Raw genomic sequence first — 24,528 nt, forward strand, 5'->3', positions numbered from 1 at the left:
TGCCCGATATCCAGCTGGTCTTAGCCCCCCCGTCCCCCAAGCCCAGCTCTTTATTGGCAGCGGCCGTAGTTATCCCGATATCTGCAATCGTAATTGCGCCGGTCGCGATGTTCCCAGCGATCGCGGCGGTTCCTGTCGTTTCGTTCGCTGATGTTCCCAATGACCGCGCCTCCCGCCCCTCCTGCGGCGGCTCCCACTGCAGCGCCTTCCCAAGTGCCGCTTGCCAACCCACCGATGATAGCGCCGCTTGCCGCACCAATGCCGGCGCCCTTTTCCGTTTTGCTGCACGCTGTCAGCGTCAAGCAAACGAATATGCCTGAAATGATCTTTTTCATGTCTGTCCTTTCGATCCATCGCCGCTACGGTCGCCTGCCAACCGTTGAGGCGCCCCAAGGGGGGGACGTATGGCCACCGAAAATTACGTGGAAGTTACGCGGAACCATCGGCATCCACATCGGTCGATCGCGCGCAGCGCTCATATTCAGCAGCTGCCTGCGGAGTATGGGGCGGATTCGCGCGGGTTCAACCCGAACTGTTGGTTATGGTGAGCGCCAGACGCCGGATCAGGCCTGTTGCTAGGCGCGGCCGATAAGAGGCAGTTCGGCAAGTGCGTCTCTAAGCGCCATCGCATCCCAAGGCATGTGCTCCGTAATACCGAGACCCACTACGTCGACCTCTTTCGCGACGTCACCCAGCAGTCGCACCACCTGCTGCAGCGTCATGCGCCCTGCTTGGATATCGTCCTCCGTCGGAGCCGACGCGCCGGGCTTCGAAAAGGTCAATGAACGAAAGAGGTCAGCGTCGAGAACGTCGAGGTCGAAATGGACCGCCACCTGCTTGGCGCCTGTTGCGCGCAGCCATTGCAGGACCGGCTCACTATCGCCAGCCAACTCCTCGGGCCCTACCCGCTGAACTTGCATGCGCCCGGCAAGCTCATCCTCGAACGTCTGCAGTTCGGCAAATTTATCCGGAAGCCTTCGCCAACCCGCAATCAGTGCATTTCCGGGCTTGATCGGTGTCCTTACCTCAGACAGAAATTCCGGATCGCCTTGACCGAGCAAGCTTCCAAGCACATGTGCGTGGGAATTGGGGAAAACCTTGTCCGAAAACAGGTCGCTATGTGCATCGATCCAGAGGACCGCAACGTCTCCGCCATATCGCTCATTTAGATAAGCGAATGGCACCAGGTCAACTCCACAATCGCCACCGAGCACGACAATTCGGTCCGGCTGATGACGGTCGATACGTCTGCGGGCATCCTTGACCTGGCGCAGCACCACGTCGCGCGCCAATATTCCGTCAACGACTTTCATGGGCGTGCCGTCCGGTTCCGCTACCGAGACCTCTTCGACAGGCCCGTCCGTATGAGGCGCAAGCCATGCCAAAAGCCTTGCACCAAACATGTAAGACGGGTCGCCGCCGCCCTGCCATTGCGGAAAGAGCAGCCGCAGCGTTTTGTTGCCGTTATCCATGGAATGTCACTCCTTGCCAATTGCTGATTGCGAATATGTAGCGATCGTATTACTCCCGAGCTATGGGCTATTGGGGAATTATAGGATACATAGAGGCCACGAATTTTCGCAGCGACGGATCCGATGGCAGGCGCAAACCTCAACGATATCGCTGTGTTTATGGCCGTGGCCGATACCGGGAGTTTTGCCGCCGGCGCAAGGGTCTCCGGCCTTACCCGGTCCGCAGCCGGCAAGGCTGTGGCGCGTCTGGAAGAGAGGCTCGGGGTACGCCTGTTGAACAGGACGACCAGAGCGCTGAGCCTTACCGATGAAGGGCGCTCGTTTCATGCGCACGGGATGCACATCATCGCCGCGGTGGATCAGGCGGAGGCGAGCGTCGCCAGCCCGACCGGCGTGCCGCGCGGTGTGCTTCGCCTGTCAGCGCCTCACGGTTTCGGTCAGCGTGTTATAATGCCTTTCATCGAGCAATTCCTTGCCCGATGGCCTGAGACGCAAATCGAGGCAAGTTTCACCGACAGGCTGGTCGATATCGTCGAGGAGGGTTTCGATCTCGTAATCCGCTTCGGCGGCACCACGGTCGATAGCCGCTTGGTGTCGCGGGTCGTTGCCCGCGACCGATATCTGATCGTCGCGTCGGCAGCTTATGTCGACCAGCACGGGAAGCCGGACAGCCTCGATGAATTGGCGGACCATCCGTGTCTCGCCTTCAGCAGTCGAGGAAGCAGGCAACAATGGCGTTTCAAAAATGCTGAAGGACACTGGGTTTCTGCACAGATCAGAAGCCGACTGCGGTTGGATAGCGGCGAGGCCCTGCACAGCGCGATAGCTCGTGACCTCGGCATCGCCCTGATGCCGAACTTCCTGGTTGGCGAAGATATTCAGTCAGGCCGTTTCGTTCACATCCTGCCGGAAATACCGAGCGAGACGGTTGAGATCAGTGTCATCTACCCGGACCGCCGGCTCCTCGACGCAAGGGTTCGACAGTTCATCGACCTTCTCGCAACCGGCCTACGGCTTTGATGATTGGTATATGATGCACGTTGCCGACTGACGCTATCGGTTTTCCCGCCCCGCCGGTATCGCGGTCAACGTCGATACCGAGCCCTGCGTCAGCTCTGCAAAGTGTTTTTCCATCGTCGACTCCGGAGCCAACTCCGTCAAATACGCTTCGGCTGCCGCAGAAAACTTGGCCCTCAGATCGGGGGCAGGATTTGAACCCGCGGCATGAGGATTTGACCTACAAGAGCCCACCAAAAGAGTTTTGATCCCAAGGACATCAATCTGACGTCGCCGAGCTTTGACTCTTAACGACTACGGTAACGCTCGGTTACAAAGCCAGACTTCAGACCGAAAGCTGAACCTCCTCAGTCGTGTGATATATTCGCCCGAGCCGATCGTGCCGGATACGAAACTGGCTGCGTCGCTTGATCCGGGAGTTTCCCGCGACATCGGTCTCCAGCTTGATGACCGGATCGTAATAGACAGTCCCACTTGCTGGTGAAAACACATTTGCCGCCAATGTTCCCGGACCTTGAAACCACCAGCGCCCGAGAAGAACTCAATAAAGCGGAACCCACCGACTTCCGATCAAATATCAGGCCATATGATCTTTACTTTACGATCATATGGCCTACATTACGAATATCAGGAGGCCGCTATGCAAATCGCCGTCAAGCCCCACAAACCCTCGGAACTCAATGCCGTCGCACTCAAGGCCTATGCCAAGGTCGCCGATGCATGGTCGCTGAGCCTCAGGGAAGCAGCCGGCCTCGCCGACATGTCGGAGAGCACATGGAAGCGCGCGCGCAAACCGGGGTTTACCGGCGAATTAACGAAGGACCAGTTGCTGCGCCTCAGTGCCGTGATCGGGATCTACAAGTCGCTCGAACTCTACTTCTCTGAGCAACTCTCCAGAAGCTGGTTCACACGCCCGAACACGGGCCCTCTCTTCAGCGGCGCGCGGCCGGTCGATACCGCCATCGACGGCGGCCTCCCGCAAATTCTGGCGATCCGAACCTATCTCGACGCGCTGCGGGGCGGCGCATGAGGAAAACCGAACTGTCGGTTCGAGGACTGGTCCGCCTGCTGCCCGCAACCTACCACAAGCCGCCGGCGCTTCGCGGTCTGGTCGACAACGATGAGGAACTGGAGGTTCTGGCCGAGATCGAAGGGTTGACCAGCGCCCGGTTGCTCGCCGAGCGCGGCCGCAATCCGCATCTCGATCCGCGAGAGCTTGCCTGGCGGCGGCGCAACCGTGATCTCAGAATCTACGGCGACACGCACGTCAATGCGGCCTTCACTTATACACGGACAGGCGGCAACCGCTTCAACTCCGAAGATCGCGGCGCCTGGTATTGCGCCTGGGACGTAATGGTATCGGTCGCGGAGGTCGCATGGCACAGAACCCGCGAGCTTCGTTTCACCGGCTCGTTCCATGACAGCGCCCGTTATGTCGAACTGATCTCCGACTTCATCGGAGAATTCGACGACCTGACCGATGAACCCGAACACGCCGCGCTCAACCCGGACCCGGAGGTTGGCTATCTCGAGGGACAGGAACTGGCCGCCCGGTTGCGAAGAGATGGAAGCCGCGGCCTCATCTATCCCTCCGTCCGTGCGCCCGCCGGAAACTGCCTGGTTTGTTTCGATCCGGGGGCTGTCCAGAACGTCCGGCCCGGCGCGTCCTGGGATCTGATCTGGCAAGGCACACCGGACTATTCGATCGTCGCCATCTCGTAGCAGCGACGAAGCACAGCAAAGGTTTCAAAGCTGATTGCGGGCGATCTTTGGGGGGCCCTGTATCCGTACACGCTTATTCCCTGCTTTTGACGGGGACAGTCTTTGCAACCGAAGCAGTGGCTATCTGACGGCTCCCCGGAGATAGAGATCCTCACCGCGTTTTTCTTGCGAGAAAACGAAATCATCTTTCCGCAAGAACCTATCGAACCATTGCAACAGTTCATCCGCAGTTGCCGAATTGCGATAGGCATTCAGCTGAACGGCCAGTGGCGCATCGAACAAGATGTCAAAACTCGTACCGAACTGCGTTTCGCCCGAAACATCCACTTTGAATTTCCCGCCCCCGACATGGTGCGTGGTTATGTCAGCGCGTTTGAAGAATTCGTCGCTGTATGTCGCGACAAGTCCGGGAGCTTCCCACCAGTCCTCGTTGGTCAGGGCGTTGCGTGTTCCCTCGCCCCTGAATTCGACGTGGAGCCCGTCGAGAGAACGGTAGTCGCGGTTCTGAAAGCGCTTCAGCGGGATAGAGAGCCACTGTGTGTCGAGGAAGGGGGTCAACCACTGGGCGAAATCATCCTCCGGGTCACTATGAGGATCGAAGAAAAACTTCGGGGAAGTCAGATTTAGATTCAGACCAATGGAATCGCCGAGAGTCTGGCCGGGGAAGGAACCGGATACCGCCCTGAGCACGATACCTTCTTCCGCTATTGGCAGATCAAGCGAAAAACCCTGATAAACAATTCTAAAATGTCCCATATTTTCTCCGGTTTTTCGAGCGTGCACAAGCACCGATGATGAAAGGCTGCGGGATATCAGTCGTCTTTGCAAGGCGGAGATCTCTCGGATGTAGCGGCGATCCGGCATCGTCACGGCTACTCGTCTATTGGCTTCGGCAAATGAAGTGGCTCGAATTAATATCACAGACAGGCAGCACCAAGATCATTGCAATGGCCGCTTCAAGGGCCAAAAAGGCGCGACGATTTCCACCTTCGGCCCTGAGTGGATTTCAGCCCAGCATTGACAGGCAACAGACCTTATGTGCACAATTAATACTCGGTAGATACAGCCTGCTGCTTGCGCCCTTAGGGGGTATGGTGAATGTATCGAGCCACTCATGGCTCTCTTTGCCCGGACGAACGGGTCAGCAACGCAAGCCCCTGACGCTCTCCGTTCGTTTATGCAAAGGATCATGCTATGCGCGATTTCCGCGATGCCAAAGCAATGGCCAAAACTCTACGTGAAGCGCTTCATGCCAAGTCGTTCAGCCTCACCAACAGCGAGAGCCAGGAACTTGTCGCTCGAATTCTCGGCTATCGAGACTGGAACGTGTTGGCCGCAAGGATCCAGGCGATCCAACTTCCGGCGCCGTCGATTCAGTCTAACGCGCCTGATAATTTCGGGGAGCGAGTTCCCGTGGTCCCTATGAGGGACATGGTTTTGTTTCCGCATATGATCTCGCGGATCTTCGTGGCACGTGACAAAACGAGGCAAGCGGTGGAACACGCTATTATAGGCGATCGGCGCGTGGTCGTTGTTGCCCAGAGGCGCGGCACCGACGATCGGCCCGGCACCATCGACGACATCTATCAGACGGGCGTCATAGCAAGCATGGTCGATCGCCAGACACAGGTTGATGGTGCTCTCAAAGTCACCGTTTGCGGGCTTCAACGAACAGGCATTGTCCGCCTTTCGGATGGAGAATTCCTGGCGGCTGAGGTCAAGCCCATCAAAGAGCAGGGGAACCATTCGCAGAAGGCTAGCGCTCTTTCGCGTGCGGTTCTCGATTCATACCAGACTTATGCTGAGGTCGATTTTTCCGCGCTTCCCCCGGGATCCAAAGCGCGCTTCAGCCTGCCCTCAATCGGCGATCCAAGCCTTTTAGCCGACACAGTCGCTCCTCTGCTGTCGGCAAGTATGGAAGAGAAGCAACAGCTCCTTGAAACCCATGACGTTGTGGCTCGTCTTGAAAGACTCATCAATTTGATGAGCGCAGGCCGCGCCAATGCTGTTCCATAAAATGTAACGTTTGCGGCTGTCGCAGGATATTGGAGGCCTGCGATAGCCGTGTTGTCTGGGTATGGCGCTTTGCGGGCGGGATAACCAAACCGACTACTTAGGGAGCTCGCGCGAGGTTTCAACGACATCGGCACACAAGAAACGTGACGTCGCGACGGCTACATTCAGTTGCGTGCGACAACGGCCTGTACAGCCGCAATGCAGGCGCACACCAGCCAAGGTCGGCGCTGGCGTTCGGCTGAGCTGGGCAAGCGCGAGTGCGCCTCAGTTTTCGACCTCGCGAGATGCGGCCGCCACCGGCGACGACGAATTCATCAGGATGACATGCGTTAAGGAGCCCTCAATCTGCCAGCATGTAATCGGCCACGCTGTAGCAATGGCTCGCCTGATAGGCGTTCCGCCCGCGGTTCATGTGCGTCAGGTTGAACGTCCGAATGGCGCGTACCATGCGGCGGCTCTCGAGGAGTTTGCGGATCGAGACAGTGCCGCACACATTGATGCCGAAAATGTCCGCACCACGCGGGAAGAAATAACTAACATCCTCCGGCATTGCGACGCTTTGCTCCAGAAAGGATTTATCCACCCGGCTCGGCGTTACTGAACGATCTATAGTGAAATCCGAAAGATGCACGATGAATCTGGCGCGGATATCGTCGCCTTGAGCATAGAGGGTGAAAAGCTCCATCCAGCTCGCATTGACCCGTACGAGCGGCTTGTCCGAACTCGACGGCAGACAGGAAACCGACCAGTAGTAGCGCTCCGTCTTGCGCAGCAAGGGAATGCAGTTTGGACCGTATAGCCCGAGAATCGCCAGCACTTCCCCAGCTTGCGGGCGACTAAGTAGCCTCTCAAATCGAGCGACATATTTGAAACGCTGTTCCAGGGACTCTGAGCGGTCGCTCGCGTCCGGCAAGTCGATCCTGCCCGCTATCCAATCGCGCTGCTGCTCAAGATCCAGGAATTGCCGCATACCGGTGGTCATGGGGCGAGAAGTCTTGCCCATGTCAGGCATATTGCGAACGTCGTATACTCGTCATCGGCCGACTCCTGTGTTGCCGCTTGAACGGTTGCGATTCTAAACCATCACGCCCAATGCGCCTCGGAATGATACGTCGCGGACGGAGGATTTGGAATGGCTGCGCGACCGCGAGGGAGAGTCGCCTCCCCGTTCGCTTCCCAAACAGCACCAGGGCCCAGCGATAAGGCACGCTTCGCAGAGGCAGAAAATAAATAAAGGCCGGGAGGCCGCAGTTACAACCACCTTCAAGAGCCTGAAGCTACATATCGTCCTTTAGAAATGTGGCGGGTGGTCGTGACAGAGGGCCTACAGCACACGACTTTTCCGTGGTCCTGCTGAAGCTGTCACTCGACATCAAGAGCGATCAGGCTGCCGCGACGAACAAGAGGCCAAGACCGAGACATCTGCACATGGAGCTGATGGCACTGCGCATCTATAGCGCCTTGGCGAAGCGTTCGAGTTTGCCCAGCGTTTGCTGACCGAGCTCCACGGCGCCGAAACCCTTCGCTTGCTGGAACTCGGCTTCCGTGCTGAACACCATGCCCAGCGCAACTTTCGTCGCGCCATCCTGATCTTCGAAGGAAGCCCAGGCATCGGCATGTTTCGGCCCGTTTTCGCCCCACAGCAGCGTATAGGCGATCCTCTCTTCGGGCCGGACCTCAACGTACCGATGATGGTTCGGGAAGACCGTGCCGTCAGGGCCGATCATGTCAAAGACCCATTCACCGCCGGTCCGCAGGTCAATCCTCTTCGTGTGGCAGGAAAAGCCTTCAGGGCCCCACCATTGCGGCAGCGTCTTTTCGTTCATCCAGGCTTTCCAGACAATGTTTCGCGGCACCTTTATCGTTCGCTCCAGCACCATGGTTCGTCCGGCCACGCTGGCCAGATTGTCGAGACCGGCGCTGAAACCTTGTTGATAGCCATCCCGCATATCCTCGGCCAGTGAGGAAAGCTGCACCGTTACGATCAGGCGGCTACGCTCTTCCACGACCTGAAAATCGGCAGTGACCAGCGCTGCCGACTGGGTTATGTCGCCGGATGAGACCACCTCGTAATTCACGCTGCGGCGGGTTGGCTGTAGCTCCAGCCAGCCGCATTCACAGCGAATATCCGGCTGGCCGGCGACCTTGCAGAGCGACACTTCGCGACCGCCCAGCCTGCTGTCCGCCTCCAGGAACTCCACGGTGACCGAGGGCGAGGGAGAGGCCCACACCGCCCGGGCGGCGGGTGAGAGCCAGACCTGCCAGAGAGCCGATAGCGGAACGGCAATTTCCCGTTCGAAGCTGAGCGTTGCAAAACAGTCTTGCGGTTGATGCGGTTCAGCGCGTGCGCTTTTTTGATCCGGTTTCGTTGTCATTCGGATTCCTCCTTCATGGCCTGCATTGCAAATGCCTCCAGCCGGTCAAGCCGGCTCTCCCATACGGCCCGCTGCTCATCGAGCCATGTGCTGACCGGCTCCAGCGCTTCCGGCACGATTGCGCAGGTGCGCACCCGCCCATCCTTGGACGTGACGATCAGCCCCGCCTCTTCCAGCACGGAAAGATGCCGCATGACCGTGGGCAGACGCAGCCCCGTGGGAGCGGACAGTTCCATGACCGGCGCCGGCCCGCCGCCGAGGCGCGCCAGAATCGCCCGCCGCGTGGGATCAGCCAGAGCCTGGAAGATCAGTGAAAGGTCCCGATGATGCTTAGTCATATTGCTAACTATCATGTTTCATCGCGATGAGGCAAGGAGAAACTTAGCAGATCGACTAAGTTTTCTCGACGGGCATGATCCCCTTGATAAAATGCGGATGCATCGACCAGCCGTTTCGTTTGGGCAACCGAGCCTTTCCCCTTCCCGCGGATGGCGTTCGGCAACGGCTGGCAGATGCAACTGCCGGGCCAGAAACAAGCCATCCAAAGTTGCAGAAAAAGATTGACTCTCGCAGTCACCTGAGTGAGCTTCGCCAAGAAAATGACGGGGAAAACATCAAATCATCATGTCACCAGAACGCTTTAATCAATGCCTGCGGGTGATCCGCTGGACGCCGATCAATATTGCGTCCGCCCTGCAATGCGAACTTTCATGGATTGAGGCGCTGGAAGCGGGCAACGAGGAGGTTCCCGCTGGCCTGGCGACATGGCTTGAGACGCTGGCGCAAGCCCATGAAGCGCTTCCGCCTCCAGCCACCTACAGAGGAAAACGGTCGACATTCTGATGCGACCGGCAGCTTTCAGCCTTCACCAACGATTGGATTATTCGAAATGAAATATGTCATAGCAGCTCTTGGCATGATCGCCTTTTCAAGCCCCGTCCTCGCCGCATCCTGCGAAAAGAATTTCACGGTCTCAGGCGTACCGATGGTGACGGCCGTCTCTTACAAGTCCTGGCAGGAACTGCCGAAGGCGAAAGCGCCTGCCGTACTTCAAAAGCTGGCTCAGGCCGTGGCGGCGGAGGGTTTTTCCGGCATCCAGATCAACAAGGCGCTGTCTTCCATCGATGCGCACCAGGAGACCAGCGGCAGCGGCAGAATTCAGACGCTGCGGGTCGTGGCCCGGCAGAAAGGCGCCGCTGTGCGGATCGATGCTGTCTTCAACATTCAGGCAGGACAGATCGCGGACAAGAACGTCATCCGCGCGGGCATCTGCAATATCATCAATGGCGCGTGACGCGCGGTGAATGGACTGCCCGTTCGCAGACTTGATGCCGGTGTAAGCTGACATCGGGGGTGGGCGGCTGAACGGGTGCGGCGCATTTGTTGCCAGCGGATGCGACGGCTTGCCCGGCAGGGGCGGTGGGCCATATGCCGGTTCATGCCGTTGATGGTGATGCTTATGGTATGGCGGGCAAACCCGGAATCTGCGATGTGTGCAGCCAGGGATAGTGTCCGCGGCCGGAAGCAGGCGGCCAATCGACGGGGAAAACATGCCGATCTATGAACTGGCTGCCGTGGGTGCCGCGACCTGCTGGGCGATGACCGGGCTTCTTTCGTCCGGCCCGGCGGGGCGGCTTGGAGCGCTGGCCTTCAACAGGACGCGGCAGCTTTTTGTCGCCGCTCTGCTGGGGGTCTATGTGTTCGCCTCGGGCAGCTGGCGGGAGCTTCAGCCGGAGGCGCTGTCTTCGCTTCTCCTTTCCGGCTTCATCGGTATTTTCGTTGGCGACACGCTTCTCTTCACCTGCCTCAACCGGCTGGGGCCGCGTCGCTCTGGAATCCTCTTTGCGCTGAATGCCCCGATCGCCGCGCTGCTGGGATGGGCGGTGCTTGGCGAGCAGCTTCCCGCCAGCGCCATGGCCGGCATAGGCCTCACGCTGAGCGGAGTGCTGCTGGCAATCCTCTTCGGCAAGCGCAAGGCGCAGCTGCACGAATGGGAAAGCGTGAAGGGGCCGCTTTGGCTCGGCGTGCTTTTCGGCCTTCTTGCCGCGCTCAGCCAGGCGGTCGGCTCGCTGATTGCAAGGCCCGTGATGGCGACCGGGGTCGATCCTCTTGCCGCCTCCATGCTGCGCGTCGGAGTGGCCGCTCTTTGTCTGACGGCGCTGACGATGCTGCCCATCGAGGCTGTCAAGCCGAGAGGCAGGCTGACCGGAAGCCTGTTCCTGCAGACGGCGCTCACGGGCATCGTCGCCCTGGCTTTCGGCATGACGCTGCTTCTCTTTGCCCTTTCCGGCGGCAAGGTCGGCATTGTCTCGACACTCTCGGCAACGACGCCTGTCATCATCCTGCCGCTGCTGTGGCTGAAGACACGGGAGCTGCCGGCGCCCGGCGCATGGGCCGGCGCTGCACTTGTCGTGGCCGGCATGGCGCTGATGTTCTGGCGGTAGCTTCAGCCGGAAGGCGAAGGGCCGCGGCAACACCGCCTCCGCCTCGCGTTTTTTCACGCCTCGATTAAGCCGGTAACGACCACTTGCTAAGCAACTTTTGCGTGCTTAAAAGGCGGTCAATATCAGTTCGTTAAAGAGGATCAACTTCGTGGAACAGGAAAACATCCAGACCGGCAAGGGTCGGCGCAGGGCGCTTTGGGCGGCGGTTGCGATTATTGCCGTCGCCGCTGCGGGCGTCATCGGCGGCAAGACCTTCTACGAAGCGAAGGTGAAGGAGCTGGTTGCCCGCAGCGGTGCGACCGCCACGTCCATCGAGGTCGATTTTCTCGGGAAAATTCATGTTCGCGATCTGACGCTGGCGCTTGAAGACGGCAGGAATATCAAGATCGCGGCTATCGACGGACGTCCGAAACTTCCGTTTCTGGACGGCGCGATTGACATGAACACCATCGACATCGATGTGCCCACCGGAAAGATTTCGATGGTACAGGCGCGCATCGAGAACGCCGCCTTCGAAAAACCGGGACAGGCGGAAGGAAACGGCGGCTCCCTCGCCCGCCGCATCGAGCGCTTCGCGGCGACAAGCATCTCCACGCCGGAGGTGACGTTTACCCAGTCCGTCGCGACCACCGAGCAGAAGACCGTTTACAAGAACCTCGCTCTCTCCGAGATCGCGGGCGGCCGCATTGCCCGATACTCTATCGACAATGGCAGCTACGACATCAAGATGCAGCTTCCCGACAGCGAAGGTGCGATGAAGGACAAGCATATGGTCGTGTCGACCGGCGCGATCGCCGGCCAGGACATCGACGTCGCTTATCTCGCCCGGCTCTATACGGAAAAGGCGGGCCCGGAAGACAAGGAAGCGAAGCCGCTCTACGGGCCGCTCTCCATCAAGGCAGTTTCCTTCTCTGAAGGAGACGGTCATTTCAGCTACGATGAAATCCGCAGCGATGGCTTTACCGCCCGCATGCCGTCCGAACCGCTGCTGGATACCCTCAAAACGCTGACGACCACCCAAGATCCTGACGAGCTTTCACCGGAGGCGCGCCAGGCGCTTTTCGCAAAGGCCGTCTCCATTCTCGACATGGTCGGCAAGAGCAACATGCAGTTCATCGGCTTCAAGGTCGATGCGCCGGATGAAAAGGAAGGCGCGGCCGGCAAAAGGGTCAAGGCCACCATCGACCGCATCGACATGCAGATGGACAGCCGCAAGCTCAACTTTGGCTTGAATGGCATGTCGATCGGAGATGGCGACGGCAAGATTGAAGTCGCGGAAGCGAGCCTCAAGGGCTTCGACTGGAGTTCGACGATCAAGGGAATTTCCGAGATCATCGCGCTCGACGAGACGCAGATGGAGACCTTCCAGTTCAATCGCCTGATACCGGAGCTCGGCAGGGTGCGCGTCGGCGGCATCAACGTCGATATCGCCGCGCCGGAAAAGCCGGAGGAGGAGACGGAGGAAGAAACGGCCGGAACGCCGGAACGCATCAAATTCTCGCTCAAGAATTTCGAGATGGGGTTGACCAAGCCCTTCAACGGCATTCCGACCGATATCGAGATCAGGCAGGACGAGCTCACGCTTCCGATCCCGGCTGATTCGACGGAGGAAGTTTTCGTCGAAGCCCGCAAACTGGGTCTCGAAACACTGGCCTTCTCTTATGGTCTCGCCGCCGGCTGGGACGAACCGAACAGCAATCTGGTGATCCGCGATATCTCGCTCAGCAGCAAGGATTTCGGCAGCGTCAATTTCGCCGGTCTGGTAAGCGGCTTTACGGAAGAGTTCTTCTCCTTCGACGTCAATCGCGCGCAGGCGGCGCTCTTCGGGCTTGCCGGCCGCGAAGTGAAGCTCACGATCAAGGACGAAGGTTTGATGGCCAAGGCGATCAAGCTTTATGCCCTGCAGAACGACATGACGGAAGATCAGGTACGCGCCACCCTCACACTGGTGGCGAGCATGATGCTGCCGCAGGTGGCAGCTGAACAGCCCAAGCTGCAAAACGCCGTGCAAGCGCTCGTCCAGTTCATCAGCAAACCCGGTACCCTGACGGTAACGGTCAAATCCACCGGCGCAAACGGCCTCGGCATTTTCGATCTGGTTGCCGCCTCCGACAATCCGATGGGGCTTCTCGACAAGGTCGATATTCAGGCGACGGCCGAATAAATCCGGCCACTCCTCCGGCAGAGGTTTCAAGCCCGGTTTTTCGAGCTTGAGACCGCCGGAACTGGTATTCTCATGAGATTATGACCTGAATGTCCGAGAAGTCCGTCTCTCCTGCGGGCAGAACATGAGGAGCATCAACATGAAAACCGAGCAACTCACTTTCGGCCCCGGCGGGCAGGTTCCCAACAATCAGACCTTTGCCGTCATTATTTATCGAAACGTTGGCCCGGACTCGGACTCCCCGGATTTCGAGGCTATGTTTTCCCGCAACAAATGGAGCGGCATCTGGCGCAATGGCGTGTTCGACTACCATCATTACCACAGCGGCGCGCATGAGGTTCTGGGCGTGGGGCGTGGCGAGGCGACGTTGCAGATCGGCGGGCCCGAGGGGCAAATTCTGGAGGTCACACAGGGCGATTGCCTGATCCTGCCCGCCGGAACCGGCCATATGAAGCTGAGTGCTTCTGCGGATTTTCAAGTGGTGGGTGCTTATCCGCCGGGGCAAAAGGCCGATATTCAGACTTCTGCGCCCAGCGATGAAATGCTCGAGCGGATTAGATCCCTGCCAAAGCCTGCGACAGACCCTGTGCACGGAGCCTCCGGCGGCCTGACCGAGATATGGCGCTAAGGGGCGATCCATTCGGTCGCGACACAAGGCCGTAGCTAGTGCTGCAGCCACTCGCAACTATAGGCCAGCACCGGCTCGGCAAAGCCCTTCAGCCTGTAACGATCGCCATGCACGAGGACATCGGCGCCGCCATATTCCTGAAAAGTCTTATCCGATATCAGGATCTGGTCGCTCTCGGCTGCGGCGCAAAGCCTTGCCGCCAATTGCACGGTAGTCCCGAAGAAATCATTGCTGTCCTCGATAGGCTCCCCGCAATCCAGACCGATACGGATGTGGATGGGCTCGCCCCTGTCGCTGTTGTAACGATGGAACTCGCGCTGGATATCGATGGCGCAATCCACCGCAAATGGCGTGGAGGAGAACACGGCCATTATGCCATCGCCGGTGTGCTTGACCTCCCGCCCCGAGCGCCGCCCCAGACAACCGCGCACGAGCGCATCGTGTGCCCGGATGAGTTCCGCCGCCATGCGATCCCCAAGGCGGGCCGTCATTTCGGTTGAACCGACGATGTCCGTGAAAAGGATCGCGCGGTGACCGGGGTCCATATTTTTCGAGGCGGCCCCAGGCGCCACCGGATCCTGTATTCGCCCGAGAAACGCTTCCACGGCCGACAGCGCGACTTCCACCACCTCGCTGGCGACGAACCCGTGCGCTTCCCGATGCACGCACTGCGCTGTTTCAGCGTCCGGAGCGTCCATAAGGCAAAAGGCCGTACCGCGCCTTTCATCGAACCAGTAGGTCAAAAACCTGACGCCGTACCGATCCTGGATGTTGAGATCTTTAAGATGTGCTGCGGCGATATCCGCAGCGGAGACGCCGGCAAGCTCGTGCCGGTCCATGAAGATAGGCATTGGTTTCCTCCCAAGAGTATATCGTTGCCTCCTCTGCCAGCCATTTTATGACTTCGCCGAATTGCCGTCTATCGTTCTTACGGGTGACGCCGCACAAGGCGGGAACACCGGAAAGGGCGATATTCGTTCGCGTTAGAATTTCGCAGGCGACATGCCTGCAAGCACTCCCGACAGTCGCCGCGACTTACCTGCGTTTGACCATGCGCCGAAGAAGCGAGCGGGAGCGGGCCTTGCGGGGAATGAGGTGGATATCGCTGACCAGCTTTGCGCCGCCCTCCCGTCGCTCCAAGGTTATCTTCCGGCTATGGAAGGCCTCCAGCTCGGCACGATGCGCCACGCTGATGATGGTGGCGTCAGGCAATTCATCGATCACCGTCAGCATCATCCTGTCCTGGGTTTTTTCATCGAGAGCCGCAGTCGCCTCGTCCATGACGATGATATCCGGGTCGTTCAGCAGCAGGCGGGCAAAAGTCAGCCGCTGTTTTTCACCGCCCGACAGCGTCTGGTCCCACGGCGCCTCCTCCTCCACCTTGTCTTTGAGATGGCCGAGACCAACCTTGTCGAGAGCTTCTCCTATCTCTTCGAAAGTCCAGCTCTCGGCCGCCTGCGGATAGCAGACCGCCCGGCGAAGGGTGCCGGAGGGAACATATGGCCGCTGCGGCAACATGAAAAGCCGGCTGCCGGCCCGAAAACTGACGCTGCCCCCGCCCCATGGCCACAGGCCCGCGATTGCCCGAACGAGCGTGCTTTTGCCGGATCCGGATTCGCCTGCGACCAGCACTCTTTCTCCCCGCCCGATCTCCACATCGGTCTCCTTGACGACGGCCGTGCCGTCACCGAGCGACACCGAAACATCCTTGAGGCTGAGCATCGTTTCGCCTTCCGTTTCACCGCGCACGATCCGGCCGAGCTTATCGCTCTGTTCGGCCCGCTCCAGCCCGTCAAGCGACATCATCAGGGAGGCAACGCGGCGTGCGCAGGCATTCCAGTCCGCCAGCCGGGGATAGTTGTCGACCAGCCAGCCGAAGGCGGATTGAACGATGGTGAAAGCGGATGCCGCCTGCATGACCTGACCGAGAGACATGCTTCCATCGAGAAATTTGGGCGCGCAGAGAAGAAGCGGAACAACGGGCGCGATCAACATCGATCCATGCGACACGACCGTGGTGCGCATATATTGCTGCGCCATCTGCTTCCACTGGTGCCGGACATTGCGGAACCTCCTGTCGAGGTCGCTTCGCTCTTCCTCTTCGCCGCCAAGCAGGGCGATACTCTCCCCGTTTTCCCGGACACGGGTGAGCGTGTAACGGAATTCCGCCTCCAGCTGGTTCTTGACCTCGGAGACCCTGACGAAGTTCCGGCCGATCAACGCGATGGAACTCGATGTGATGAGCGCATAGATCACCGCCGCAATCACGAGAAAGCCGGGTATCGTGACCGATAACCCACCGATCGGCAGCGTCAGCGCGCCGCCAATCGTCCACAGGACGATGATAAAGGTGGACGCCGATACGAAGGCGGCAATGACGCCCGCCACGAAATCCACGGGTGCTTCGGTGGCGATCCGCATATCTTCCGACAGCCTCGCCTCCGGATTTTGATGGTCGCCATCGATCAGGTTGAGCTGGTAATAGCGGCCATTTGCGATCCATCGGGAGACCAGCACCTTGGTCAGCCACGACCGCCAGCGTCGCTGGATGCGCATTCTGACGTAAACCTGCGAGGTCACAATGAAAACGCTTCCGAGAACCAGCGGCGGGAATATGGAAGCGAGAAAGTAGACCGTCGACGCATCCCGTTTTTCAATCGCATCGAAAATCCCGCGATTCCAGACGTTGATGCCATACTGAAAACCGACATTGACGCCGATCATAGCGAGAAGCCCGATGGAGAACGGCCAGGCAAGCCCGTCCCCACGGCGGCTCCAGAAACCCCGCGCGCTGATCAGAAAGCGCTTCAGAAGATATCGCTTGCGCGCCTCTTCGGCCTGCTGCGGCGTCAAACCCGAAGCGGGCTCCAATTCCTCCGGCGGAAGGGGATCATCGGGTGCGTCGTTGGCATGAACATTCTCTGCACCCTTTTGGCCGGTGCCATCGATCGGGTTCGGCTTTGCGTCAGCATCGGTCATGGATGCATAAACGGATAACGGTTTGAAAAGTTGCCGGCCCGAAACAGTTTCCGGTTGGCGGAACCGGACCGGTCACTGCAAAGGCATCCTCGTCACGCAAATGGCGCTGCGAATGTTGTGCGATGCACAAATTTCGGAGGAACAGGCATGAAATTCGGATTTTTAGATACATATCATCCGGGAAAAACCGTCTAAAACTCTCTCAACTCAAGGAGAGACGTCATGACGGACACAACATCGCAGTTTGATGGGGTAGCTATCCCCCTGGAAACCACAGAAGAACCCGCGTGGACGGCTGCGACCTGGTTCGCCGTTCTTTCCATGGCGGCCACCAGCTTTGCGCTGGTATCGGCCGAGTTCCTGCCGGCGGGCCTGTTGACGCCCATGGCGCGCGATCTTGGCATCACAGAAGGCACGGCCGGGCAGGTCGTCACCGCCACCGCCTCCGTAGGCGCGGTGACGGCGCTGTTGAGCAATGTTCTGATCGGCAAGCTGAACCGCAAGACAGTGCTTGTCGGTCTTAGCGCGCTGGCGATCGCCTCCAACATTCTGGCATCGGTTGCCGCCGATTTCTGGCTATTGCTGTTGGGCCGGGCCGGACTGGGTATTGCACTCAGCGGTTTCTGGGCGCTGTCGGTTGCCGTTGTGGCGCGGCTTGTCGGCGCAAATTCAACCGGGCGCGGCATGGCTATCGTTACCCTCGGCGTTTCGCTTGCCACCATTGCAGCTCCTTCGATGGGCGCCCTGATCAGCGACTGGCTGGGATGGCGCATCGCCATGTCGATGACGGCGGGACTTGCCATCGTTGCCATGCTGTTACAGATACTCAGCCTGCCCTCTCTGCCGGCAAGTACAAGCAACAGTCTTTCCGATGTCCTTGGATTGACGCGGCGCCGCAGCGTTCAGCTCGGTATGCTTGCCATCCTGTTGCTGATGACGGGGCATTTTGCAGGCTCGGTCTATGTGCGTCCCTTCCTCGAAAAGGTCACGCTTCTTGACACCACGCCGATTGCGCTCGCCCTGCTCGGCTTTGGCGTTGCCTCCGTGATAGGCAATGTCGTCGGGGGCCGGATGGCTGACGCCAGTATCCGCGTTGCTCTCATCGTCACTGCCGCGGTGATGGCATTTGCGACGATCGCCCTCGTTATCTGGGGCGCTCATACGAGTGCGGCTTTTGCTCTCGTCGCACTTTGGGGCCTTGCATTCGGCATGGGGCCGGTCGTGCTGCCGACAAACCTCTCCCGTGGTGCACCCGATGCTCTGGAGGCAGCCGGCAGCCTGATGGTGGTATCTTTCCAGGTGGCGATCAGCATTGGCGCGGTGCTCGGCGGTTATATCGTTGACTCCTATGGTGCGACCGCGCCGCTCGCTCTCACTGCCGTCCTTGCCGCATTGACGGTCGCACTCGCCGTCGTGCAGCGTCGCGACTGATCCCTGCCATTCCTGGCCGCGGGCGACATGACGCCCGCGGCAACCAGAAGAGCGGCGACTTTCCGGAGTCGCCACCTGCAACAGGTTAAAAATTGGGGCAGGTCCTGCCTTGCGTCACTCCACCTTTGCGCTACGCTTGAGAACAGGGATTTCTCAATGGAGGGACTGAGGCATGTGCAACAATTGCGTGATCGAGAACGTAAAACGGAACATGCTGTCACGACGCCTGCTGTTCAAGGGCGCCGCGGCCGGTTTAACGGCCATGACGGCGGGCAGCCTGGCGGCGCCGGTGCTGGCGCAATCGGCCCGGCAGGTCGTTGATCTCACCCATACCTATGATTCCACATTTCCTACATTCGATGGCAAACCGGGCATAGAATACGAGTGGGCAGCGGAGATCGCCAAGGACGGCTATCAGCTCCACAAACTCACCATCTACGAACATACCGGCACCCATATCGATGCGCCTTTCCACTTCAGCGCGGATGGCGCGAGCGTCGACCAGCTGGAGCCGCAGAAACTTGTGGCGCCGCTTGTCATCGTCGATATCACCGACCGCGCCAAAGACGATGCCAATTCCACCATTGAAGCCGAAGACATCGAGCGCTGGATATCTGCGAATGGCGACATCCCGGCAGGTGCAATCGTGGCCCTGCGCTCCGGCTGGGCTACTAAAGTGAAGAGCCCCTCATTCCGCAATGACGACGCCGGAAAATTCGCCTTCCCCGGTTTCGGCAAATCGGCGACCGACCTTCTGCTCAAGCTCGAAACCGTCGCCATTGGCGTCGACACGCTTTCGCTGGATCCCGGCAACTCCGCAGATTTCGCGGTTCACAATTCCTGGCTGCCGGCGGGGCGCTACGGCATCGAAGGGCTGAACAACCTTGAGGCTCTGCCGGTGAAGGGAGCGACCATAATCGTCGGCGCGCCGGCACACCGCGGCGGAACGGGCGGCCCAGCCCGTATTCTGGCCCTGGTCTGATACCGGCGCACGGCGCCGGAACGACAAGGCGCCGAATGAACTACGACTGAATAATCTCTTCAGCTTCCGTTCCAACGGGACCGTCTAAAACAAAGACGTTCAACCGCGGTCCTATCCGCCTGAGGAGACACAGTCATGATCCGGAAGTCTTTTATTGCTAGTGCACTCGTTGCTCTCGTTGGCATCGCCGCCACGGCACCCGCCATGGCCAATGATGTGCGCATCGAACAATATGGCTGGTCCAACTCTGTCGGTGGCGCGCAGGAAGGTTATGGCAACCGGATTCGCACCTACCAGAACGGCGGTTACAACCGGATTGTCGGCCATCAGTATGGTCGCCAAAACCTTTCGGCCGTCGGTCAGGAGGGACATGACAATTACGGCTCCACCTATCAGAACGGCAGCCGCAACGTGGCCGGTATCGGGCAATTCGGCTCCAACCACACCACCATCCTCACCCAGGATGGCAACGGCAACATCGCGGCCGGTGTTCAGGTGGGCCGTGGCTGCAGCGCCAATGTGAGCCAGGGCGGCAACGACAATGTCGCGGCCTTCGTGCAGGCCTGCCCTTAAGCAGCCCGCGATGAGGTGAAACGGGTCGAGATCGAAATATCAGATCGTCAGGGAGACGAGCCATGCCCCATACCCTCAGACATCCGCGCCGTCTGGCGGCGAGCCTTGCAATGGCCCTGCTTCCTTTCGGCGCCGTTGCGACCATATCGACTGCAAAGGAACCGGCCGAAGGGCAGCGTTGCGAGATCAGGGCAACACCGCAGGCCGGCATGGTAAAGCTCGAGGCCGTCACAAAGAGTGACACCGGTGGCCGCGGGGCTTACTCCTTTCACGTCGAAAAATCCGGCGGCGGCGGGAGTTCCGTCATCAATCAGGGCGGCGACTTCGACGTCGCGGCTGGACGTTCGCAACTGCTGAGCTCGGTGACGCTCGATGCGAAGGGAGCCCGTTACAAGGCGGTGCTCGATCTCGTGATCGATGGCAGGAGCTTCAGTTGTACGAAGCAGATTGGCGGCGATTAGGCTGCTGTCATGTCGTATATTTCACCAGAAAGGGCGCCCGTTTCGGCGCCCTTTTTTCTTTTGATCGTGCCGGGCCCTCTGAACGACATGTGAATGGGCAATTCCGGTCTGGTTCAGTTGCGAAATGCGACAGTGGATCATCGGCAAGAGGCTGACAGATGGAGATAAGAATGACCAACAACCTATTGAAACTTCTTACCATTACTGCGCTTGTCGGCAGCCTCGCGCCAATCGGGTTTTCCGCACCCGCTCAGGCCGGCGGCCGGATTTCATTCGACCTCGCACCGGGCAATACAGCGGATGGAGATCTTCTTTCCACCGGGCTTCGCGCCTATTCGCTGTACCGTGGCCTGAAGGATGCCGATATCCGGCAGCTCGGCCGTGGCAACGCCGCCGGCATCGCCCAGAACGGCGGCGGCAATCTCGGCTTCATCCGGCAACGGGGCAACGGTCATGCCGCAACATTGCAGCAGAATGGCAACAACAACGCCTATGGCATTTTCCAGTATGGCCGCAACACGCAAACCAATGTGGTGCAGGATGGGGACAATGGCAGCGGCCTGACCTTCAGCTATGGCTGGTGAGACAATTATCGAACTGCCATGCCCACGGCACCTCGCCACCGGGCGGGATCAATTATGGAGAACGGACAGAACCTTTCCGTCCCTGCCCTGCACGATATCATGCGACGGAACCGGTGGAGCATCGGCAGCCGGCAGGGGCGCGATTATCAACCACGCGCCGGGATAGTCGTTGCGAAGATGCCGGGGATTGTAGCGAATATTGGTTCCGGCGGCATGGTGAAGCGTCCCGAGCGTTGCGTCTTTTGACAGGACACCTCTTTTGATCTCGTGGAGTTTTCGCTCGCCATCAAGGGCAAACGTTGCTTCGGAAAGATCGAAACTGTCGATGTGAACGGTCTGGTCCTGAGCCGTATCGAGAACCCATTTATCGGAATCGACGAAGCCATCGGTATAGACATTGCCGGTGGAGGCGCGCAGGGACGTGCCTTTCGGCAGGGTGATGCCGTCGACAACATTGCCATCGGAAAGAGTGCAGTTGCTGAAAGCGGATATGCCGCCATCGGGCGAAAGATCGAACTCCACCGGTTGCGTCGCGTCGCAGCGCCAGCCGCTCTGGGTGGTCACGCCGTTGCCGGTAATCCGCATGGTCTGCGGGGTAAAGCCCACCGTTTCGTAGCTCTCGTTGGTTTTTATCGATATATAGCGAGTGATCTCGACGGCATCGATATCCGCCACCGGCACGGGATGCGGAAACACGGCCCGGTCGAAGGCTTCCCTGTTATTGGCAATGGCCAGTTCGAGTTTCGTGCCTTTGGGCATATCGATCTGGCCAAGGCGCGCCGGCTCTAGCAGTTCCGGCCGATGGCTTGCCGCCCTCTCTTTGTCATATGCGCGCATCTGCAGATAAAAATCACCGAACCGAAAGAGGGTAAAAAGCGCGACGGCGGTTACCAGCCCATAGGGCAGGATCATCGGGCGCTTCCAGCGGCCTGCCACATATCGTACGAACAGCAGGAGCGTCCAGACGATCCATATGAGGGTCGTGACGGCAAAGAATGCAAGAAGAAGCAGCGCTTCGACGGACGGGAGTGCGACAGGGATCATGCAAACCAATGGTCTTGGGCGGATCGTTTTGATCCCGAAGAGACATCAGTGCTTTAGCCCACAAGCGGTTATCTTTTCAACTCGGCGATTGCGGGCGAACATACCAGTGGCTGCCCGGGCGACAGATAGCCGCCGCCCGGTCAATGCGCTTATACGCCATCAGCCGCCAAGCACGAAACGGGAGAATGCCAGGGCATTGCGGGCATCCTCGTCCATTTTCGCGAGGTCGGCGCCGCCGCTGAGATCGCGCCACACCTTGATGTCGGAGCCGATTGTTCCGCCGGTCTTGACGAACGGCTCCATGACGACCGCGCCGGTGTAATTGATATCGCGAAGGGCGAGGCCGATTTCGTGCCAGGGCATCCTGCCCTTGCCCGGTACGCGGCGATTGCTCTCGCCGGTATGGAAATGTCCCAGCAACGGGCCAGCCGTACGGATGGCCTCGCCAAAACTGTCTTCCTCGATATTCATGTGGAAGGTATCCAGCATGACTTTCACGTTGCTCTTGCCGACATCCTTGACGAAAGCGACGCCCTCGGCCGCCGTGTTGAGCACATGGTTTTCAAAGCGGTTGAGGACTTCGATGCACAGGTTGATGCCGAGATCATTGGCGAAATCGGCAATGCCGTGAATGCCTTCGACGCCGCGCGCATAATCGCCCGCCTTGTCGACCGGCTGCGAATAATCGATCGGCCAGTAGGAATGCAGCGCGCCGCCGATGGTGTGGATGTTGAGCTTGGCGACATTGGTAAGGGTGCGTTCAAAGAACGCCTTGCCGGCTGCACGAACCGCGGCATCCTCTGACGAAAGGTTCTTCGTTTTCGAAGGGCCGATGCCGGCGGTGAGGATGATGCCGTTATCCTTCGCGCTCTGCCTGATGACGGCGAGTTCGGCGTCGCTGTATTCATTGATGTGGTGGGCGGCGACTTCGATGATATCGAAACCGAGCTTGGCGACCTTCTCGATATAGGGGCCGAACTTGGCGCTCCACTCATGTTCCCAGTAAGAGTAATAGATGCCGTGTTTCATGGAGGTCTCTTTCGCTTTTCTGTTTCGCTTGACTTTGGATAGGGAGGTGCAGCCCTTCAGGCAGGTTCAGGACGCGGGGCCGCTTCCCGGATTTCCGATGCGAAGGTCCGGCTCCGTGCTTGTGGACGTGATGAAGCGGCCATTGGGGAGATCGTTTTCCTCCACCTTCCGGTTGATCTCGTCCTCGCCGAGACCGAAGCTTCGCCAGCGATCTCTCAGCCGCGCACGCAGGTCGTCTTCGTCGACATCAACGAAAATCGTGAGATCGAAGATCGGCTTGAGACGATCCCATGGCGACTGGCCGGAGAGGAGATAATTGCCTTCGCAGACGATGATATCGACGTATTGCGGGATCAGGCGGCCGCCGGCGCGGGCGATCTCGATGGCGCGGTCAAAGACGGGGACGGCAACGACATCGTCCTCATTGGCCTTCAGACGCTCAAGCATGTGGCGCAGGCCGTGGGCATCGAACGTATCGATGGCGCCCTTGAAAGGACGGCGCTTCATCTCTTCCAGAACGGCATCGTCATAATGAAAGCCATCCATCGGAAACAGTGCGGCCGATACGCCTTCGCCTGCATTCAACGCATCGACCACGCATTCGGCGATGGTTGATTTTCCCGATCCGGGCGCACCGGCGATCGCAATCATCAGACGCCTGCCCTTGGACCCTTCCAGTCGCTGGAGGGCAAGGTCCGCAATCTCGTGGGCATTCTCGTCAATTTTACTCAAGGTGCTTGCCCCGATAATGAGTGCTTTCAGAAAATGCGGTACTGGTTTGCCTTGTCGCGCAGGAATGCCAGGCCCTTGTCGAGAACCTCATCGGCGCTGGGCGCAACCGGCCGCCAGGTGGAAATCGCGCCGGCCATCTCCCTGGGCATCGCTGCGAAGCTTTCGAGCGTCAGCACGCCCTTGAAGCCGATGGCTGCGAGCGCCGAAAACACCTCGTCCCAAGCAACATTGCCGCAGCCCGGCGTGCCGCGGTCGCTTTCCGACATATGCATGTATTTCAGATGGTTGCGGGCGGCGATGATGCCATTGGCGATGCCCTTTTCCTCCATATTCATGTGGAAGGTATCGAGATGGATGAAGATGTTGTCGGCACCGATGCGCTCCACCAGCGCCACCGCCTGTTCGGCGGAATTGAGCAGATGGTTTTCGTAGCGGTTGACGGTCTCGATGCCGAATTGCAGGCCGAGTGTTTTTGCGTGGCCGGCAGCCCTGGAGAGCGCCCTTGTCAGATTGTCATATTCGCCCTGTGTCGGCGGAAATCCGGTTCGCTCATTGGTGCCGCCATAGGTAACACCCGTCAGCGCCTCCGCGCCCATTTCTGCGGCCTTGTCGAGCGCAGCATTCAGATGGTCGATTGCCGCATCGGGACGCGCGGACGCCCAGGCGGGCTCCGGCAGCACCAGCGAGCAGACGGCCCGCAAGCCGTATTTCTCCAGCAGGGCGCGCGTGTGTTTTGCATCGACGGCGGGGATATCGATGAGAGGAATCTCGATGAAATCCTGACCGTAATCCGCGGCAGCGGCGATGGACCGTCTGGCGTTTTCGTGGTCCCAGTTCAGGGACCACATCATTGCGTGAACACCGAAGCCTTTCAC

General features: G+C 59.2%; 26 protein-coding genes. 14 read left to right on the plus strand and 12 right to left on the minus strand.

Features of this window, described 5'->3' with window-relative positions; translation table 11 throughout:
- Positions 1-50: 50 nt before the first annotated feature.
- Both RAC79_RS13490 and RAC79_RS13495 read right to left on the minus strand, forming a co-directional pair.
- The gene (locus RAC79_RS13490) at positions 51-335 is read right to left on the minus strand and encodes a YMGG-like glycine zipper-containing protein (protein WP_374997117.1); all 285 of its coding nucleotides are present in this window, start codon (positions 333-335) and stop codon (positions 51-53) included.
- A gap of 240 nt (positions 336-575) precedes the next feature.
- Positions 576-1,472, minus strand: a complete 897-nt coding sequence (locus tag RAC79_RS13495) for an arginase family protein (RefSeq protein WP_374997118.1) — start codon at positions 1,470-1,472, stop codon at positions 576-578.
- A 123-nt stretch (positions 1,473-1,595) separates the two neighbouring features.
- Between RAC79_RS13495 and RAC79_RS13500 the strand changes: the two genes are divergently transcribed.
- The 3 genes from RAC79_RS13500 (at position 1,596) to RAC79_RS13510 (ending at position 4,211) form a co-directional block, all read left to right on the plus strand.
- Positions 1,596-2,492, plus strand: coding sequence for a LysR family transcriptional regulator (locus RAC79_RS13500; RefSeq protein ID WP_374997119.1), 897 nt, complete (start codon positions 1,596-1,598; stop codon positions 2,490-2,492).
- Between the two features lie 637 nt (positions 2,493-3,129).
- A complete protein-coding gene (locus RAC79_RS13505) occupies positions 3,130-3,519 on the plus strand; it encodes an antitoxin Xre-like helix-turn-helix domain-containing protein (RefSeq protein WP_111792019.1) in 390 nt (129 codons plus the stop codon).
- Positions 3,516-4,211 carry an RES family NAD+ phosphorylase gene (locus RAC79_RS13510; RefSeq protein WP_374997120.1) on the plus strand — a complete coding sequence of 232 codons (696 nt, stop codon included), beginning with the start codon at positions 3,516-3,518 and terminating at the stop codon, positions 4,209-4,211. Before RAC79_RS13505 ends, RAC79_RS13510 begins: the two co-directional genes overlap by 4 nt.
- A gap of 120 nt (positions 4,212-4,331) precedes the next feature.
- On the opposite strand, the gene RAC79_RS13515 is transcribed toward RAC79_RS13510, so the two are convergent.
- Positions 4,332-5,075 carry a hypothetical protein gene (locus tag RAC79_RS13515; RefSeq protein ID WP_374997171.1) on the minus strand — a complete coding sequence of 248 codons (744 nt, stop codon included), beginning with the start codon at positions 5,073-5,075 and terminating at the stop codon, positions 4,332-4,334.
- A gap of 330 nt (positions 5,076-5,405) precedes the next feature.
- On the opposite strand from RAC79_RS13515, the gene RAC79_RS13520 reads away from it, so the two are divergent.
- Positions 5,406-6,227, plus strand: a complete 822-nt coding sequence (locus RAC79_RS13520; protein WP_374997121.1) for an LON peptidase substrate-binding domain-containing protein — start codon at positions 5,406-5,408, stop codon at positions 6,225-6,227.
- 340 nt (positions 6,228-6,567) lie between these two features.
- Here the strand turns inward: RAC79_RS13520 and RAC79_RS13525 are convergent, their stop codons facing one another.
- The 3 genes from RAC79_RS13525 to RAC79_RS13535 form a co-directional block, all read right to left on the minus strand.
- The gene (locus RAC79_RS13525) at positions 6,568-7,230 is read right to left on the minus strand and encodes a hypothetical protein (protein WP_374997122.1); all 663 of its coding nucleotides are present in this window, start codon (positions 7,228-7,230) and stop codon (positions 6,568-6,570) included.
- 448 nt (positions 7,231-7,678) lie between these two features.
- Positions 7,679-8,602, minus strand: coding sequence for an SRPBCC family protein (locus RAC79_RS13530; RefSeq protein ID WP_374997123.1), 924 nt, complete (start codon positions 8,600-8,602; stop codon positions 7,679-7,681).
- Complete coding sequence (locus tag RAC79_RS13535; protein WP_374997124.1) at positions 8,599-8,940, minus strand: ArsR/SmtB family transcription factor; 342 nt, start codon at positions 8,938-8,940, stop codon at positions 8,599-8,601. Before RAC79_RS13535 ends, RAC79_RS13530 begins: the two co-directional genes overlap by 4 nt.
- A gap of 286 nt (positions 8,941-9,226) precedes the next feature.
- On the opposite strand from RAC79_RS13535, the gene RAC79_RS13540 reads away from it, so the two are divergent.
- From RAC79_RS13540 to RAC79_RS13560, 5 genes are all read left to right on the plus strand, one after another.
- Positions 9,227-9,445, plus strand: a complete 219-nt coding sequence (locus RAC79_RS13540) for a hypothetical protein (protein ID WP_137005970.1) — start codon at positions 9,227-9,229, stop codon at positions 9,443-9,445.
- Between the two features lie 46 nt (positions 9,446-9,491).
- A complete protein-coding gene (locus tag RAC79_RS13545; protein WP_374997125.1) occupies positions 9,492-9,896 on the plus strand; it encodes a hypothetical protein in 405 nt (134 codons plus the stop codon).
- A 256-nt stretch (positions 9,897-10,152) separates the two neighbouring features.
- Entirely contained in the window at positions 10,153-11,046 is an 894-nt protein-coding gene (locus RAC79_RS13550; RefSeq protein ID WP_374997126.1) for a DMT family transporter, read from the plus strand.
- 148 nt (positions 11,047-11,194) lie between these two features.
- The gene (locus tag RAC79_RS13555) at positions 11,195-13,210 is read left to right on the plus strand and encodes a hypothetical protein (protein ID WP_374997127.1); all 2,016 of its coding nucleotides are present in this window, start codon (positions 11,195-11,197) and stop codon (positions 13,208-13,210) included.
- A 139-nt stretch (positions 13,211-13,349) separates the two neighbouring features.
- Positions 13,350-13,838 (plus strand): cupin, encoded by a 489-nt coding sequence (locus RAC79_RS13560; RefSeq protein WP_374997128.1) that lies wholly within the window; start codon positions 13,350-13,352, stop codon positions 13,836-13,838.
- Between the two features lie 35 nt (positions 13,839-13,873).
- Here the strand turns inward: RAC79_RS13560 and RAC79_RS13565 are convergent, their stop codons facing one another.
- Both RAC79_RS13565 and RAC79_RS13570 read right to left on the minus strand, forming a co-directional pair.
- On the minus strand, positions 13,874-14,689 hold the full coding sequence (locus tag RAC79_RS13565) for a nickel-binding protein (protein ID WP_374997129.1): 816 nt from the start codon (positions 14,687-14,689) through the stop codon (positions 13,874-13,876).
- A gap of 184 nt (positions 14,690-14,873) precedes the next feature.
- A complete protein-coding gene (locus RAC79_RS13570) occupies positions 14,874-16,817 on the minus strand; it encodes an ABC transporter ATP-binding protein/permease (RefSeq protein ID WP_374997130.1) in 1,944 nt (647 codons plus the stop codon).
- Between the two features lie 222 nt (positions 16,818-17,039).
- On the opposite strand from RAC79_RS13570, the gene RAC79_RS13575 reads away from it, so the two are divergent.
- The 5 genes from RAC79_RS13575 to RAC79_RS13595 all read left to right on the plus strand — a co-directional run bounded on the left by RAC79_RS13575 (position 17,040) and on the right by RAC79_RS13595 (position 20,848).
- The gene (locus RAC79_RS13575) at positions 17,040-18,248 is read left to right on the plus strand and encodes an MFS transporter (protein ID WP_104680064.1); all 1,209 of its coding nucleotides are present in this window, start codon (positions 17,040-17,042) and stop codon (positions 18,246-18,248) included.
- A 172-nt stretch (positions 18,249-18,420) separates the two neighbouring features.
- Positions 18,421-19,230, plus strand: a complete 810-nt coding sequence (locus tag RAC79_RS13580; protein WP_374997131.1) for a cyclase family protein — start codon at positions 18,421-18,423, stop codon at positions 19,228-19,230.
- A 135-nt stretch (positions 19,231-19,365) separates the two neighbouring features.
- Positions 19,366-19,803, plus strand: coding sequence for a curlin (locus tag RAC79_RS13585; RefSeq protein ID WP_374997132.1), 438 nt, complete (start codon positions 19,366-19,368; stop codon positions 19,801-19,803).
- 62 nt (positions 19,804-19,865) lie between these two features.
- On the plus strand, positions 19,866-20,264 hold the full coding sequence (csgH, locus tag RAC79_RS13590) for a curli-like amyloid fiber formation chaperone CsgH (RefSeq protein ID WP_374997133.1): 399 nt from the start codon (positions 19,866-19,868) through the stop codon (positions 20,262-20,264).
- A gap of 170 nt (positions 20,265-20,434) precedes the next feature.
- A complete protein-coding gene (locus RAC79_RS13595) occupies positions 20,435-20,848 on the plus strand; it encodes a curlin (protein WP_374997134.1) in 414 nt (137 codons plus the stop codon).
- A 48-nt stretch (positions 20,849-20,896) separates the two neighbouring features.
- Here the strand turns inward: RAC79_RS13595 and RAC79_RS13600 are convergent, their stop codons facing one another.
- From RAC79_RS13600 to RAC79_RS13615, 4 genes are all read right to left on the minus strand, one after another.
- Positions 20,897-21,892, minus strand: a complete 996-nt coding sequence (locus RAC79_RS13600) for a hypothetical protein (RefSeq protein WP_374997135.1) — start codon at positions 21,890-21,892, stop codon at positions 20,897-20,899.
- A gap of 159 nt (positions 21,893-22,051) precedes the next feature.
- Positions 22,052-22,921 (minus strand): sugar phosphate isomerase/epimerase family protein, encoded by an 870-nt coding sequence (locus tag RAC79_RS13605; protein ID WP_374997136.1) that lies wholly within the window; start codon positions 22,919-22,921, stop codon positions 22,052-22,054.
- Positions 22,922-22,987: 66 nt separating this feature from the next.
- Positions 22,988-23,653 carry a nucleoside triphosphate hydrolase gene (locus RAC79_RS13610; protein WP_374997137.1) on the minus strand — a complete coding sequence of 222 codons (666 nt, stop codon included), beginning with the start codon at positions 23,651-23,653 and terminating at the stop codon, positions 22,988-22,990.
- A gap of 26 nt (positions 23,654-23,679) precedes the next feature.
- The gene (locus tag RAC79_RS13615) at positions 23,680-24,528 is read right to left on the minus strand and encodes a sugar phosphate isomerase/epimerase family protein (RefSeq protein WP_374997138.1); all 849 of its coding nucleotides are present in this window, start codon (positions 24,526-24,528) and stop codon (positions 23,680-23,682) included.

The organism is Agrobacterium sp. LR_9, assembly GCF_041954855.1.
GTDB classification, from domain to species: domain Bacteria; phylum Pseudomonadota; class Alphaproteobacteria; order Rhizobiales; family Rhizobiaceae; genus Agrobacterium; species Agrobacterium leguminum.